The following is a 12,964-nucleotide window of genomic DNA, read 5'->3' on the forward strand; positions in this document are numbered from 1 at the left end:
CGGGCTACCAGACGGCGCAGAACCGTAGCCCTGCTGAGCGCAGCGCGAGCAGGGAAAATTCCCGCCTCAGAAGTAATAGCCAATATTAACGTTAGTGCGAAAGTACCATTTGCCGCTGCCCTCGGACTGGGTGCTGGTCCAGCCGGTGGCGTTCAGCGCGCCGCCCCACGGATTAACATTCTTCGCCCAGCTGAGATCGACCCAGAACATTACCGGCAGCGCAAAGACCTGTACGCCAAGGGTGTTCATCTGCGAATCGCTCCAGCCGCTTTTATCTTTCCACAGCACGCTGTAGTCGTTGTAAAAACGCAGCTTCGATACGCCGCCCCACTTCACGTCGACATCGCGGGCGACGTTAAGCGACGCGGTCGTCGCTTTCGCCGGGATCAGGTAGGCCGGCGTCAGGCCGTTGCCGCCCATCAGAATCGTATCGTCGCTGACGCCCGCCGGGTTCTTCGGATCGTATTGGTAGCGAATCAGCTGTGAGGTCAGCTGCCACGGCCCGTTATGCAACATGCCGTGCACGCCTGCCGCCCAGAAGGTGCCGTCGTCGTCGGTCTCGCGGTTGTGCAACCGCGCCAACGCCAGTGAGCCGCCCAGCTCGTTATTCCAGCCGCCGCCGTGAAAATCCCGCGCAATACGCACATTCACCTGGTCCCGCTTTTCATTATGCTGCTGATGCTGAGTCGGATAGATAGTGTTTTTCAGCCGATCGTAATCGCCAACGTCCGGCGCATAGCGCAAATTCTCCGGCTCCATCCACGGGAAATAGGCCACATCCAGCGACCAGTTATTATCATGATATTGATAGTTCACGCCGCTACCGGCGCTCACGCCAAAGCCTAAATAAAACGGAATACCATAGGACCAGCCAAATTGCGGATAAGGTTCAAGGCCAAATGGTTTGCCGGGGATCCCCAGCTGGATATTATTATTATTGTCGAAGCGATACCCTACGTAAGCGCGGTCGATGGCGTATTTACGGTGATCCTGGAACCAGAACCCGGCATCAAAGAAATAATTATCATAGAAGCCGCTGCTGTCGATACGGAAGGTATCAAAACGCAGATGCGGCGGGTTGCGATAATTACTGCCTTTCCAGTCTTCATAGCGATAATTTGCCCGCAGCGCGCCGCCGAAATCCAGCCCGGCGAGATTATCCGCGCTGCGCCAGCCGATATGCGGGAACGGCTTGCCGTCGTCCGCCAGCGCCAGCCCGCTGGTCACGGCAGCCAGCAGCAGCGAAAGGAGTATTTTACGCATAGCACATCCCTCACTTTATTTTTATAAGCGATAAAAGACCGTCGATTAATATCGACTTATTATTTTGTCTCAGTGGTGAAACTCTTAATTAAATAGCACGATGGTTTTATTTTTGTTCCAAATATGAAACTCTGTTTATTATTTGATAGAAGAAAAATCGCACGCAGGATGTCGGGAGTCAAGGTATAAACCTTGAGCCATAACGCAATATTATTATTCTGCCGGAGTGATATTAATATTTGCGACATGGAAAGGAAAAGGGTCTCAAATATGAAACCATTATACTTCCGGGTGATGACCATCGCTATATGGCGTACTGGTAATTGGCTAACTCTTTTACCGTCATCGGCAAGCCCTGCTTTAGCAGCATCTCCAGGAACTCATCGACGGTCATTGGAGGATGCTTGAGAGACTGCCGCTGCCTTCTCACCGCCTCCAACGCCAGAGCATGATTAAGGTCAAACAGGTCCGATATGAATACATCAGGATGAAGTGTTTCAATTTCAAATGGAAGCAATGATTCTGCTGGAAAGTCTTTATGATTTAACGTAACGATAATTTCAGCCTTCGCTCTGATTGCCGCAGCAAGGACATGCCGATCGTCAGGGTCGGGTAAAACTAGTCCGTTAATTAATCCTGCAAAACCCGTTACATTAGCATCCGGTAAAGCTGCATTCATGAGATCAACGGTACGACGCAGCGCTTCAGGTGCTATATCAGGCCGATTTATAAGAAGATTCCTGCACCATTCATCGTGAATGAAGCGGCTCCATTTTGGTTGATAAAGTCCAGCGATCCCTAAGTGCATTAATAAATCCCTGAGCCGTGCTGGATATAATACACAAGCATCTAAAATCACCGGATAAGGTGAATGTCGCATTAATACATCCCTAAGTCCTGCGCCTGATCCGCCAGCGCTTGCATCGCGTCCAGGCTTTCCTGTTCCCTACGTTTTTTATACTCCATCAGATCGGCAAACAGAACCCGGCGATGGCGTCCAGTTTTATGAAATGGAAGCTTCCTCGCTTCCAGCAGTTTAACCATATGCGGACGAGAAACATTGAGGATATTCGCTGCTTCCTGGGTGGTGAGTTCAGCATGAACAGGAACAATCTGCACCGCGTTGCCACAAGCCAATTCCCCAAGGATCTCCATCAGCATAGTCAGAGCGCTGGTTGGCAACTCAATGGTATGAGTTTTGTCATCTTCACCCACAATCGCAATACGCTGCGTTTCAAGATGAGTAGAAAGGTATGCCGCCAGCTCACGCTGCCCGCGCTGGGCAAGTTCACTCTCCAGCGGGTCCGGAAGGTTCAGTTTAGTCATGCGCTTGTCTCCAATGGCCATGTAAAAATTATAATCGCAATATTCGAAACCCACAATATTCGAAATAAACGAAACTTGCCAATGTCGCATTCGCCGATTTTCACTTTTTTTATATAACTGTTATCGCCGCCGGGCCGTTTTTCCCGATGGTAGAGCGGTCTATCCTCGATGCATTCACACCATGAATCCTTTTTGTAGACCGGAGAACCTATGAAAGCCATTGCTATTACCCAGGCCGCCGCCGACGGCAACAACATTCCCTTTTTACGCGATATCGATTTGCCGGATCCGCAGGCGCAGGGCCACGATCTGCTGGTCGAGGTCAAAGCCATTTCGGTGAACCCGGTCGACACCAAAGTGCGCGCCGGGTTTAATGCCGATACCCCGCGGGTGCTGGGCTGGGATGCGGTTGGCGTGGTGAAAGCCGTTGGCGATGCGGTGACGCTATTCACGCCGGGCGATGAAGTGTGGTACGCCGGCGCGCTGGGCCGTCCCGGCAGTAACAGCGAACTGCAGCTGGTTGATGAACGCATCGTGGCGCTGAAGCCGCGCTCGCTGGAGAATGCCGCCGCCGCCGCGCTGCCTCTGACCGCTATCACCGCCTGGGAATTGCTGTTCCACCGCCTTGGCGTGCAGGAAGGCGGTAACGCCGGCGATACGCTGCTGATTGTCGGCGCGGCGGGCGGCGTTGGCTCTATCCTCACCCAGTTGGCCAGCAAACTCACCAACATGACGGTGATTGGTACCGCATCGCGCCCGGAAAGCCAGAAGTGGGTACGCGAGGCCGGGGCGCATCACGTCATTGACCACAGCAAGCCGCTCGGTGAAGAACTGGCGAAAATCGGCATTCATGCCGTGACCCACGTCGCCAGCCTGACCAATACCGATCAGCATTTTAACGAACTGATCGCCGCGCTCGCCCCGCAGGGTAAGCTGGCGCTAATTGATGACCCGGAGAGCCTGGACGTGGTGCCGCTGAAAGCGAAAAGCATTTCGCTGCACTGGGAATTTATGTTCACCCGCTCAATGTTTGAGACGGATGATATGATCGCCCAACATCAGCTACTGACCCGCGTCGCCGCGTTGATTGACGATAACACGCTGCGCACTACCCTTGGCGAACACTACGGCACTATCAACGCCGCCAATCTGCAAAAAGCCCACGCTAAGTTGGAAACCGGGCGCTCGGTCGGCAAAATCGTGCTGGAGGGTTTCTAAATGCGCGACGACACTATTGCGCTTATCGCGGTTCTGAAGGCGAAAGCCGGGCAAACCGAGGCCCTGCGCGACGCGCTGCAGGCGCTGCTGCTGCCAACCCGCGAGGAGCAGGGTAATCTCGACTACGCGCTGTTTCAGCTGCGCGACGCGCCGGATACCTTCTACATGCGTGAGTCCTGGCGCGACCAGCAGGCGCTGGATGAGCATATCGCCCAGCCCTACTTCCAGGCCTTTATCGGCCAGATGGAGAGCCTGCTCGCCGAGCCGCTGCGGCTGGATTATCTGACACCCATCGCGCCTTGATATCACGAGCGTCTCACCCCGGTGAGGCGCCTTCTTTAACCCTTTGAGCTGCGCTTTTCTCATCCTGCCCTAACCAGGCTACGCTTACCCTTGCCGCGCAAAAAACACTCACCCCCTTCCGCTTGATTTATCACGCTATTGCACAAGAGGTAATGCTATGCAGATCAACGCTATAGGTACGTACTCCGCCAGCCAGCCGCTCGAATCGATGTCTATCACCCGCCGCGAACCCGGCCCACAAGATGTGCAGATCGCTATTGCATACTGCGGCGTCTGCCATTCCGATCTCCATCAGGCGCGAGCGGAATGGGCCGGGACGCTGTATCCCTGCGTGCCGGGCCATGAAATCGTTGGCCGGGTGACGGCGGTCGGCGATGCCGTCTCAGGTTACGCCGTCGGCGATCTGGTGGGCGTCGGCTGTATGGTGGATAGCTGTAAACAGTGCGAGGAGTGCGCTGAAGGGCTGGAGAACTACTGTGACCATATGGTGCTGACCTATAACGGGCCGACCCAGGACGCGCCAGGGCATACGCTGGGCGGTTATTCACAGCAGATCGTGGTCAATGAACGCTACGTACTGCGGATAAACCATCCCGAAGCGCAGCTCGCCGCCGTCGCGCCGCTGTTGTGCGCCGGGATCACGACCTATTCGCCGCTACGCCACTGGCACGCCGGGCCGGGCAAAAAAGTCGGCGTCGTCGGCATCGGCGGGTTGGGGCATATGGGGATCAAGTTGGCCCACGCCATGGGGGCCCACGTGGTGGCCTTTACCACCTCGGAATCCAAGCGCGACGCGGCCAGAGCGTTGGGCGCGGATGAGGTCGTGGTGTCGCGCAACGAAGACGAAATGGCGGCCCACGTCAAAAGTTTCGATTTCATCCTCAACACCGTGGCGGCGCCGCACAATCTCGATGCCTTCACCACGTTGCTGAAACGTGATGGCACTATGACCCTGGTTGGCGCCCCGGCCACGCCGCATCCATCGCCGGAAGTGTTCAATCTGATCTTCCGCCGCCGCTCGATTGCCGGCTCGATGATCGGCGGTATCCCGGAAACCCAGGAGATGCTCGACTTCTGCGCCGAACACGGCATCGTCGCCGATATCGAGCTGATTCGCGCCGATCAGATCAACGAAGCCTGGGAAAGAATGGTCAAGGGCGACGTGAAATATCGCTTCGTGATCGACAGTTCGACTCTCGCCGGCTAAACGCCGCGGCGGAAAGTCCGCCGCCACTCCGTCGGGCTAACGCCAAAACGCGCTTTAAACTGCTGGCGCCAGGTCACGGCGGAGAGATAGCCCACCGCTTCCGCCACCTGCTCGACCGGCAAATCCCCCGCTTCGAGCAGGCTCTGGCTGCGGCGCAGACGTTCAGCGGTCAACCAATCGGCAATGCTCATCCCGGTCGCCCTGGCGAAGTGGCGGGTCAGGGTACGGCGGCTCATCGCCACCACCTCGGCCAGCGAATCAAGATTATGCGGCTCGGCAATGTGCTGCTGCAGATAATCCAGCAGGCAGTTAATCCGCGCGTCGCGGGTGTTGCGCGGCACCGGCTGGGCAATAAACTGCGCCTGGCCGCCCTCGCGGTGCGGCGGCACGATCATCCGCCGGGCGATCTGGTTGGCGGCGAGGCTGCCAAAACGCTGGCGAATGATATACAGGCAGCAATCGAGCGCCGCAGCGGTCCCCGCCGAGGTAATCACCTTCTGGTCATCGACGTACAGGGCGTTGATATCGAGCCGCACCTGCGGAAACAGGCGCTGGAAATCCTGCTCGAACTCCCAGTGGGTCGCCGCCCGCTTACCGTCGAGCAGCCCGGCGTAGCCAAGGACAAACGCGCCGAGGCACAGGCCGACGATTTCCGCGCCGTTATCGCGCGCTCGAACCAAACTCGCGATCAACGCCTGCGGCGGGCGCTGGTTGACCTCGCCCCAGTAAGGCACCACCACGATATCCGCCTGTTCCATCGCGGTAAAATCACCGCTGGCGTATAGCGCGAAGCCGTCGCGGGCGCTGAGTAATCCCGGCTGTTCGGCGCAAATCTGCAGATTAAAACGTTTGGTTTCCGAGACCGTATCGCCAAACAGCATACAGGGGACGGAATAATGAAACGGGCTAAAGCCCTCTACGGCGACAATCGCCACGTCGGTTAATGTCATCATCCCTTCCCCTTGAGCAGGTTAATAAACAACGGTTTCCCCATCCTGCGGAATACTCACTACCCCGGCAATCTGATTATCCGCGACGTACTGGCGCATCTCTTCGCGGCTCACCAGACAATGGTTGACCGCCTCCAGGTGGATGGCCATGATTTTCGCTTCCGGCAGGGCGAAATGCGCCTTCAGCAGGTCCTCTTTGCCCATGATGATTGGGCCAAAGCCGATAACGTGAGCGTAGCCGGCGTTCAGCACCACCACATCCGGGCGCAGCTTCAGCATGTCGGCTTCAATCTCATCGCGCCAGATGGTATCGCCAACCAGCCACAGCGTCTTTTCCTGCGGATGACGGAACACCACGCCGCAAGCCTCGCCCAGACGTTCAGCCATCGCCGGTACCGCATAGGTACGGTCGCTGCCATGTTGCCCGGAAGTGGTTTTCTGCAGATTTACGCCGGCAAATTCACTGTTTGCCGACAGCAGGCGGATATCCTGAAATCCCTGGCTGCGCAGCAGCGCGGCGTCGGCCTCATGCTGGACGAAAACCGGCAGGGTTTTCGGGATCGCCGCGATCGCCGCCTCGTCCCAATGATCGTCATGGGTATGGGTGACGATAACCGCATCGACGTCGATAATTTTTTCACGAGAAAACGGCAACGCCACCAGCGGATTGCGCAGCTCGCTGCGCGCGGTTCCTGGAAATCCCGGCCAGGCGCCTTTGTCCGCCAGCATCGGGTCAATCAGGAATTTTTTACCTGCGTATTCAATAACCTGTGTAGCATTTCGGATATGGGTGATGTTCATGTTAGCGTTCCTCTGTGGGGTAATCTGACGAACATCGTACTGAGTACCAGCCTGGCGCAATATGGGCATTTGGGCAATGATCGATGGAATCGGGCCAACCTGCGACGGTTGCCAATCGCAGCCGGCTATGTTGTTCTGAAGATTAAACTTTATACAGGAATGGCAGGATGAAGAAGAAACTAACCGCCGCCGATATGCACAATCCACAGGTCATCGCCGAGACGCCGTGGTTCAGCATGCGCAAGGTAGGTATTGATGTCGCCCCAGGCGAGCGGCGCGATTTTTATTCCATTCACTATCCGCGCCCGGCGGTCGGGATTGTGGCGCTCCAGGATGACAAAGTGCTGCTAATTCGCCATTACCGCTATCTGATCGATAAGGTGGTGTGGGCTATCCCGTCAGGCGGCGTCGATGAAGGCGAAGAACCCGCCGTCGCCGCGCTGCGCGAACTACGCGAAGAGACCGGCTGGCAAGCGCAACACGCTGAGGAAATCATCCGCTACAACCCGTCATACGGCAGCAGCGACCAGCTGTTTATCACCTGGCTCGCCACCGATTTAAGCTGGGTTGGCATGGACGCAGATCAGGATGAAGTGATGGAAACCGGCTGGTTTACCTTCGAGGAGATAAACCAGCTGATCGCCCGCGGCGAAATGCCGGACGGGCTGTCTCTGGTGCCGCTGCTGCACCTGATGGCGCAGCGTAGATGATTACCAGCCCGGTACCGCGCCGCCGTTGAAGATGGTTTCTGCCGCCTTCGCCACTTCCGGCGACTGGTACGACTGCATAAACTCTTTCACGTTTTCGGCGTCTTTATTGTCTTCACGCGCCACAATGATGTTCACGTACGGCGAGTTTTTGTCTTCAATAAAGATGCCGTCGCGTACCGGAGATAACCCGGTTTGCTGCAGGTAGGTGGTACTGATAATGGCGACATCGACCTTCGGATCGTCCAGCACCCGCGGCAGCTGCGCGCCCTCCAGCTCCATAATTTTCAGGTTACGCGGGTTACTGGTGATATCCACCGCCGTCGGCAGCAGGCCGGTACCCGCTTTGAGGGTAATCAACTGCTCTTTTTGCAATAACAATAGCGCGCGGCCGAGGTTGGTCGGGTCATTGGGAATGGCGATGGTCGCGCCATCTTTAATATCGGCAACGGATTTAATCTTGCGCGAATAGCCGGCCATGGGAAAGACGAAAGTATTGCCGATGGCCACCAGGTGGTAGCCGTGCGCTTTGTTGTCTTGTTCCAGATAGGGACGATGCTGGAAGACGTTGGCATCCAGCTCCCCGGCGTTGGTAGCATCGTTCGGCAACAGCGAGCCGCTAAAGCCTACCAGCTCGACGTCGAGGCCATACTTTTCTTTCGCCACCTTCTTCGCCACTTCCGCCACATCCTGTTCCGCGCCGTTAATCACGCCGACTTTTATGTGTTTGGCATTGTCATTCTTCTGGTCACAGCCCGCTAACAGCAGGCCAGCCAGCATCACTGCCGCCGCCGTGCGTAAACGCAATTTCATCATCAGTACCCCATCAGTCCATGGAAAATCATTATTATTTTTCGAGCAAAACTATAACGATTTTGTGCTCGATTTTTAAACACGAAAAGGTATCAATAAGATGAAAATCGTCTAAGCGCCTTCCCCGGTAGCGCTTACGCTTACCGGGGCTACCGACCAAATGCCTAACCGTAGCCCGGATGAGGCGTTAGCCGACATCCGGGACCCTTCCCCGGTAGCGCTTACGCTTACCGGGGCTACCGGCCGAATGCCCAACCGTAGCCCGGATGAGGCGTTAGCCGACATCCGGGACCCTTCCCCGGTAGCGCTTACGCTTACCGGGGCTACCAACCGGATACCCAACCGTAGCCCGGATGAGGCGTTAGCCGATATCCGGGACTCTTCCCCGGTAGCGCTTACGCTTACCGGGGCAACCGTAGCCGGGGAAATACGCTTAACTCAGGTCAACGTTTTTGCTGGCGAACAGCCAGGTGAGGACAAAACCGCATAGATACGAAACCACCAGACCGCCGGCGTACACCGCCATCCCGGCATAAATTCCGCTACCGGAGGTCATCAGCGGCAGCGCCACCAGCCCGGACGGGCCGAACACCGTGTTCAGGCCAACCGGCAGCCCCAGCCAGGCAATCAGGCCCACGAAGAAACCGCCGCAGGCGCCGCCGATACAGGCGGTGATAAACGGTTTCATGCGCGGCAAGGTCACGCCGTAAATCAGCGGTTCGCCAATACCGAGGAAGCCCGGAATAATCGCCCCTTTGATTTGGGTTCGCAGCAGCGAATCGCGCTTCGCGCGCCAGAACAGCGCCAGCGCCGCGCCCACCTGCCCGGCCCCGGCCATCGCCAGGATAGGAAACAGCGAGTTAAAGCCCTGCGCATCCACCAGCGCAAAATAGACCGGCACAAACCCCTGATGCACGCCGAACATCACCGCCAGCAGGAACAGCCCGGCCAGCACCGCCGAGCCAAACGGATTGCCGTTAAGATGCAGGAACAGCCACGACATACCGGTAAACAGCCAGCCGCCAATCGGCATAATCACCGTAAAGGTCACCGCGCCCATAATCAGCAGCGTCACCGCCGAGGTAAGGATCATATCGAGGTTAGCGGGCATTATCCGCCGCACCTGACGCTCCACCCACGCGCCAAGAATCGAGGCGATTAGCACGCCGATAATATTGCCGCGCGGGTCGATACCATGGCCGAAGAAGGTCGAAATTCCGGCGTAGAATCCGCTGGTCGCTTCCGGGTTGTAGCCCAGCACGAACAGCGAGGCGATAATCGCGCCGTTCACGCCCGAACCGCCGAAGGCTTTCTGAGCGTTATAGCCAATCAGGATACTCAGGAAGGTAAACATCCCTTTGCTGAATACCTTCATGTAGCCAATCAGCGCCACCAGACTGGCGTTAGGATGCGCGTTCTCCAGCACGAAGATTTGTTCCGCCAGCGTGGCGAAGCCTAACAACAGCCCGACGGCGATAAAGCCGGGGATCAGCGGCGTAAAAATAGTGGCGAACTTCGCGAGAAACTTCTGTACACCGCTGGTCTGCTTACTCTTTAACGCCTGCTTTTTCTCCGCTGCCACATCCGCCAGCGAGGCGGCTGCCTGCGGCGCCGCTTCCATCAGGCCGTTCATCATTTCCGCGGCGGTCTGCGCCTTGCCGGGCCCTAATACCACCTGGAACTGTTCATCGCTGACGATAACCCCCATCACGCCGTCAATCTGGCGAATGGCGGCGCTATCGGCCAGGCTTTCATCGCGCAGGGTCAAGCGCAGGCGCGTCATACAGTTACCCGCCTGCGCCACGTTTGCGGCCCCGCCGACGTGAGCCAGGATCCGCGCTATCATCTCTTTAGTTATTTTTGCCATTGCCTGTTACCTGTCTGTCGGCGCTCAGGTGTTGCTTAGCGCCTTGCGGATATAACCGTTGTTTTTCGCCAGCAGCGACTGCGCTTCTGCAGCGCTTAAGTCAGCCAACACCATCACAATCGCCGTCTTACAGTGGCGGCCACAGGCATCCAGCGCATTCTGCGCGGTGGCGCGATCGCAGTCTGTCGCTTCCATCACGATAGACACCTGGCGCTCAATCAGCTTGGCGTTGGTCGCTTCGACATCCACCATCAGGTTGCTGTAGACCTTGCCGATGCGGATCATCGCCCCGGTGGAGATCATGTTTAGCACCAGCTTCTGCGCGGTGCCGGCTTTCAGGCGGGTCGATCCGGTAACCACTTCCGGGCCGACCACCGGGGTAATCGCCACGTCCGCCAGCTGCGCCATTTCACCGTGCGGGTTACAGCTGACGATAGCGACAAACGCATTCTGGCTATGGGCGTATTCCATCGCACCAATGACGTACGGCGTACGTCCGCTGGCCGCCAGCCCCACCAGCACATCACGGTTGCTGAAGTTAAGGTTCTGCAGGTCCATCGCCCCTTGCGCTTTATTGTCTTCCACGTTTTCCACGGCGCTCAGAATCGCTTTATGTCCGCCGGCGATAATCCCCACCACCTGCTCCGGACGGGTGCCAAAGGTCGGCGGGCATTCGCTGGCGTCCAGAATACCCAAACGCCCCGACGTACCGGCGCCGATGTAAATCAGCCGTCCCCCGGCCCGCAGCGCCGCCGCCACTTTATCCACGACTTCCGCTATCTGCGGCAAGTAAGGCGTTATCGCCTGCGCCACTTGCTGATCTTCCTGGTTTATCACCGTCAGCATGTCGACAGTGGAGAGGGTGTCAATGTTGGCGCTGTTGGCGTTGCGTCGCTCGGTCAGCAGTTTGCTCAGGTCGATACTCATAAAAACCTCGTTATTCTCAGTTGCGCGCAGTATAAGGAATTTTTTATTCCATTCATGTGAAGAGTATCACGATTAATACGCTTGGGATAATAGGAGAATTGTAGGTATAGCCAGAGATATTGCGGTAATAAAGGTGGAATATTTTATTACCGCAATCTGGAGTTAACGCATGTGCCAGGAGTGATTAAGGTGCTATAACGCGTCCGAAGAGGAACATTAACTGGCGCCGCCGCCCAGCGATTGCCAGAGCGTAATGCGGTTATTGAGGTCGGTCTGCTGCAGCGACAGCAGCGTCGCCTTCGCCGACCACAGCGTCCGCTGGGCGGTCAGCACCGACAGATAGTCGCCGACCCCGGCCTGATAACTCTTCATCGCGATATCCAGCGACTTCTGCTCGGCGGCAACATACTGCTGCTGGGCATCGAGCTGTTCACTCAGCGTTTCCCGGCGCGCCAGCGCATCGGCAACGTCCTTAAAGGCGCTCTGAATGGATTTCTCGTAGGTGGCAATCAGCCCCTTTTTCTCAGCCTGCGCATAGCGTAGCTGCGCCAGATTACTGCCGCCGGTGAACAGCGGCAGGCTGATGGACGGGGCGAACGACCACACCTGCATGCCATGGCTAAACAGCGACGATAGCGAATCGCTGCCGACCCCAGCGCTGGCGGTCAGCGAAATGGACGGGAAAAAGTTCGCTCGCGCCGCACCGATATCGGCATTAGCGCTCTTGAGATTATGTTCCGCCTCCTGAATATCCGGCCGGCGCAACAGTACCGATGATGATACCCCCGCCGGCACCAGCGCGATGCTGTTATCCCCCAGGCTCTCCAGCGTACCGGGCAGCAGGCTCTCCGGTACGGTTTCCCCCGCCAGTAGGTTAATGGCGTTTTTATCCTGCGCCACCAGCGTACGATAGCTGGCGACGCTGGCTCGCGCCTGCTGATAGACGCTTTCCGCCGAACTTAAATCACCGGCGGAGGCGGTGCCCACCGCCATCTGGCGAGCGACGATTTTACGCGAGTTCTCCGCGCTATCCATCGTCTGCTGCGCCAGCGCCAGATTGCTATTATCCGTCGCCAGCGTCACCCAGGCGGTGGTCAAATCGGCAATCATCGTCAGTCGGGTATTTTGCGCGGTGAATTCGCTGGCAAGCCAGCTTTCTCGCGCTGCGCGCGACAGGCTCTGGTTCTTGCCGAACAAGTCCAGTTCGAAGCTCGAGACCGCGCCGTCAGCCTGCGAGGTAGAACTTAGGCCGCTGGCGATCGTTTTGCTGCGGGTATGGCTCAGCTCGGCATCGACGGTGGGAAACAACGATGCGCGCGTTTCGCCATACTGGGCGCGAGCGGCTTCAATATCGGCCAATGCCTTTTGCACATCGCGGTTGCTATTAAGCGCGATGCTGACCACTTTTTTTAACCGCGCATCATTGACCACTTTTTGCCAGTCGCCGACCACCGCCGTTGATTCGCCGTGCGCGCCGGGAAGGGTCGCCGGCACCGGCGCGGCCGGGCGCTCGTAGTGCGGGTCAAGAGAGACGCAGCCCGCGGTCAGGAGCGCGATAAACATTAAACTCAAACGAAACATA

General features: G+C 57.3%; 14 protein-coding genes. 5 read left to right on the plus strand and 9 right to left on the minus strand.

Annotated features, from left to right (window positions below; genetic code table 11):
- Window positions 1-66: 66 nt before the first annotated feature.
- The 3 genes from ABLU86_RS12480 to ABLU86_RS12490 all read right to left on the minus strand — a co-directional run bounded on the left by ABLU86_RS12480 (window position 67) and on the right by ABLU86_RS12490 (window position 2,589).
- Complete coding sequence (locus tag ABLU86_RS12480; protein ID WP_042893658.1) at window positions 67-1,263, minus strand: hypothetical protein; 1,197 nt, start codon at window positions 1,261-1,263, stop codon at window positions 67-69.
- 304 nt (window positions 1,264-1,567) lie between these two features.
- Window positions 1,568-2,143, minus strand: coding sequence for a PIN domain-containing protein (locus ABLU86_RS12485; protein ID WP_032706547.1), 576 nt, complete (start codon window positions 2,141-2,143; stop codon window positions 1,568-1,570).
- Complete coding sequence (locus ABLU86_RS12490) at window positions 2,143-2,589, minus strand: helix-turn-helix domain-containing protein (RefSeq protein WP_015369110.1); 447 nt, start codon at window positions 2,587-2,589, stop codon at window positions 2,143-2,145. Before ABLU86_RS12490 ends, ABLU86_RS12485 begins: the two co-directional genes overlap by 1 nt.
- 210 nt (window positions 2,590-2,799) lie before the next feature.
- On the opposite strand from ABLU86_RS12490, the gene ABLU86_RS12495 reads away from it, so the two are divergent.
- The 3 genes from ABLU86_RS12495 (at window position 2,800) to ABLU86_RS12505 (ending at window position 5,317) form a co-directional block, all read left to right on the plus strand.
- Window positions 2,800-3,807: a zinc-binding alcohol dehydrogenase family protein gene (locus ABLU86_RS12495; protein ID WP_042893659.1), complete on the plus strand. Its 1,008-nt coding sequence runs from the start codon at window positions 2,800-2,802 to the stop codon at window positions 3,805-3,807.
- Window positions 3,808-4,110 carry a putative quinol monooxygenase gene (locus ABLU86_RS12500; RefSeq protein WP_045390549.1) on the plus strand — a complete coding sequence of 101 codons (303 nt, stop codon included), beginning with the start codon at window positions 3,808-3,810 and terminating at the stop codon, window positions 4,108-4,110.
- Between the two features lie 157 nt (window positions 4,111-4,267).
- Window positions 4,268-5,317, plus strand: a complete 1,050-nt coding sequence (locus tag ABLU86_RS12505; RefSeq protein WP_015703849.1) for an NAD(P)-dependent alcohol dehydrogenase — start codon at window positions 4,268-4,270, stop codon at window positions 5,315-5,317.
- Here ABLU86_RS12505 and ABLU86_RS12510 read toward each other — a convergent pair.
- Complete coding sequence (locus ABLU86_RS12510; protein WP_015703850.1) at window positions 5,314-6,267, minus strand: helix-turn-helix domain-containing protein; 954 nt, start codon at window positions 6,265-6,267, stop codon at window positions 5,314-5,316. The two genes, ABLU86_RS12505 and ABLU86_RS12510, sit on opposite strands and share 4 nt — an antisense overlap.
- Window positions 6,268-6,288: 21 nt before the next feature.
- Window positions 6,289-7,068 (minus strand): MBL fold metallo-hydrolase, encoded by a 780-nt coding sequence (locus tag ABLU86_RS12515; RefSeq protein WP_072383282.1) that lies wholly within the window; start codon window positions 7,066-7,068, stop codon window positions 6,289-6,291.
- Window positions 7,069-7,235: 167 nt separating this feature from the next.
- Between ABLU86_RS12515 and ABLU86_RS12520 the strand changes: the two genes are divergently transcribed.
- On the plus strand, window positions 7,236-7,778 hold the full coding sequence (locus ABLU86_RS12520) for an NUDIX hydrolase (protein ID WP_020077657.1): 543 nt from the start codon (window positions 7,236-7,238) through the stop codon (window positions 7,776-7,778).
- Here the strand turns inward: ABLU86_RS12520 and nlpA are convergent, their stop codons facing one another.
- A complete protein-coding gene (nlpA, locus tag ABLU86_RS12525) occupies window positions 7,779-8,588 on the minus strand; it encodes a lipoprotein NlpA (RefSeq protein WP_015703853.1) in 810 nt (269 codons plus the stop codon).
- 160 nt (window positions 8,589-8,748) lie between these two features.
- On the opposite strand from nlpA, the gene ABLU86_RS12530 reads away from it, so the two are divergent.
- Window positions 8,749-9,078 (plus strand): hypothetical protein, encoded by a 330-nt coding sequence (locus ABLU86_RS12530; RefSeq protein WP_228302594.1) that lies wholly within the window; start codon window positions 8,749-8,751, stop codon window positions 9,076-9,078.
- Here ABLU86_RS12530 and murP read toward each other — a convergent pair.
- The 3 genes from murP to eefC form a co-directional block, all read right to left on the minus strand.
- Window positions 9,022-10,455 (minus strand): PTS N-acetylmuramic acid transporter subunit IIBC, encoded by a 1,434-nt coding sequence (murP, locus tag ABLU86_RS12535; RefSeq protein ID WP_213193596.1) that lies wholly within the window; start codon window positions 10,453-10,455, stop codon window positions 9,022-9,024. The two genes, ABLU86_RS12530 and murP, sit on opposite strands and share 57 nt — an antisense overlap.
- Before the next feature lie 24 nt (window positions 10,456-10,479).
- Window positions 10,480-11,382, minus strand: coding sequence for an N-acetylmuramic acid 6-phosphate etherase (murQ, locus tag ABLU86_RS12540; protein WP_015369100.1), 903 nt, complete (start codon window positions 11,380-11,382; stop codon window positions 10,480-10,482).
- Between the two features lie 216 nt (window positions 11,383-11,598).
- On the minus strand, window positions 11,599-12,963 hold the full coding sequence (eefC, locus tag ABLU86_RS12545) for a multidrug efflux RND transporter outer membrane subunit EefC (protein ID WP_032715335.1): 1,365 nt from the start codon (window positions 12,961-12,963) through the stop codon (window positions 11,599-11,601).
- Between the last annotated feature and the right edge of the window lies 1 nt (window position 12,964).

Origin of the sequence: Klebsiella sp. JN_Kp121, assembly GCF_040062145.1 — a bacterium.
Classification (GTDB): domain Bacteria; phylum Pseudomonadota; class Gammaproteobacteria; order Enterobacterales; family Enterobacteriaceae; genus Klebsiella; species Klebsiella aerogenes.

Excerpts from the sequence above, each read along its gene's own strand:
- ABLU86_RS12480 (WP_042893658.1), bottom strand. The coding sequence starts at position 1,263 with ATGCGTAAAATACTCCTTTCGCTGCTGCTGGCTGCCGTGACCAGCGGG.
- ABLU86_RS12485 (WP_032706547.1), bottom strand. The coding sequence starts at position 2,143 with ATGCGACATTCACCTTATCCGGTGATTTTAGATGCTTGTGTATTATAT.
- ABLU86_RS12490 (WP_015369110.1), bottom strand. The coding sequence starts at position 2,589 with ATGACTAAACTGAACCTTCCGGACCCGCTGGAGAGTGAACTTGCCCAG.
- ABLU86_RS12495 (WP_042893659.1), top strand. The coding sequence starts at position 2,800 with ATGAAAGCCATTGCTATTACCCAGGCCGCCGCCGACGGCAACAACATT.
- ABLU86_RS12500 (WP_045390549.1), top strand. The coding sequence starts at position 3,808 with ATGCGCGACGACACTATTGCGCTTATCGCGGTTCTGAAGGCGAAAGCC.
- ABLU86_RS12505 (WP_015703849.1), top strand. The coding sequence starts at position 4,268 with ATGCAGATCAACGCTATAGGTACGTACTCCGCCAGCCAGCCGCTCGAA.
- ABLU86_RS12510 (WP_015703850.1), bottom strand. The coding sequence starts at position 6,267 with ATGACATTAACCGACGTGGCGATTGTCGCCGTAGAGGGCTTTAGCCCG.
- ABLU86_RS12515 (WP_072383282.1), bottom strand. The coding sequence starts at position 7,068 with ATGAACATCACCCATATCCGAAATGCTACACAGGTTATTGAATACGCA.
- ABLU86_RS12520 (WP_020077657.1), top strand. The coding sequence starts at position 7,236 with ATGAAGAAGAAACTAACCGCCGCCGATATGCACAATCCACAGGTCATC.
- nlpA (WP_015703853.1), bottom strand. The coding sequence starts at position 8,588 with ATGAAATTGCGTTTACGCACGGCGGCGGCAGTGATGCTGGCTGGCCTG.
- ABLU86_RS12530 (WP_228302594.1), top strand. The coding sequence starts at position 8,749 with ATGCCTAACCGTAGCCCGGATGAGGCGTTAGCCGACATCCGGGACCCT.
- murP (WP_213193596.1), bottom strand. The coding sequence starts at position 10,455 with ATGGCAAAAATAACTAAAGAGATGATAGCGCGGATCCTGGCTCACGTC.
- murQ (WP_015369100.1), bottom strand. The coding sequence starts at position 11,382 with ATGAGTATCGACCTGAGCAAACTGCTGACCGAGCGACGCAACGCCAAC.
- eefC (WP_032715335.1), bottom strand. The coding sequence starts at position 12,963 with ATGTTTCGTTTGAGTTTAATGTTTATCGCGCTCCTGACCGCGGGCTGC.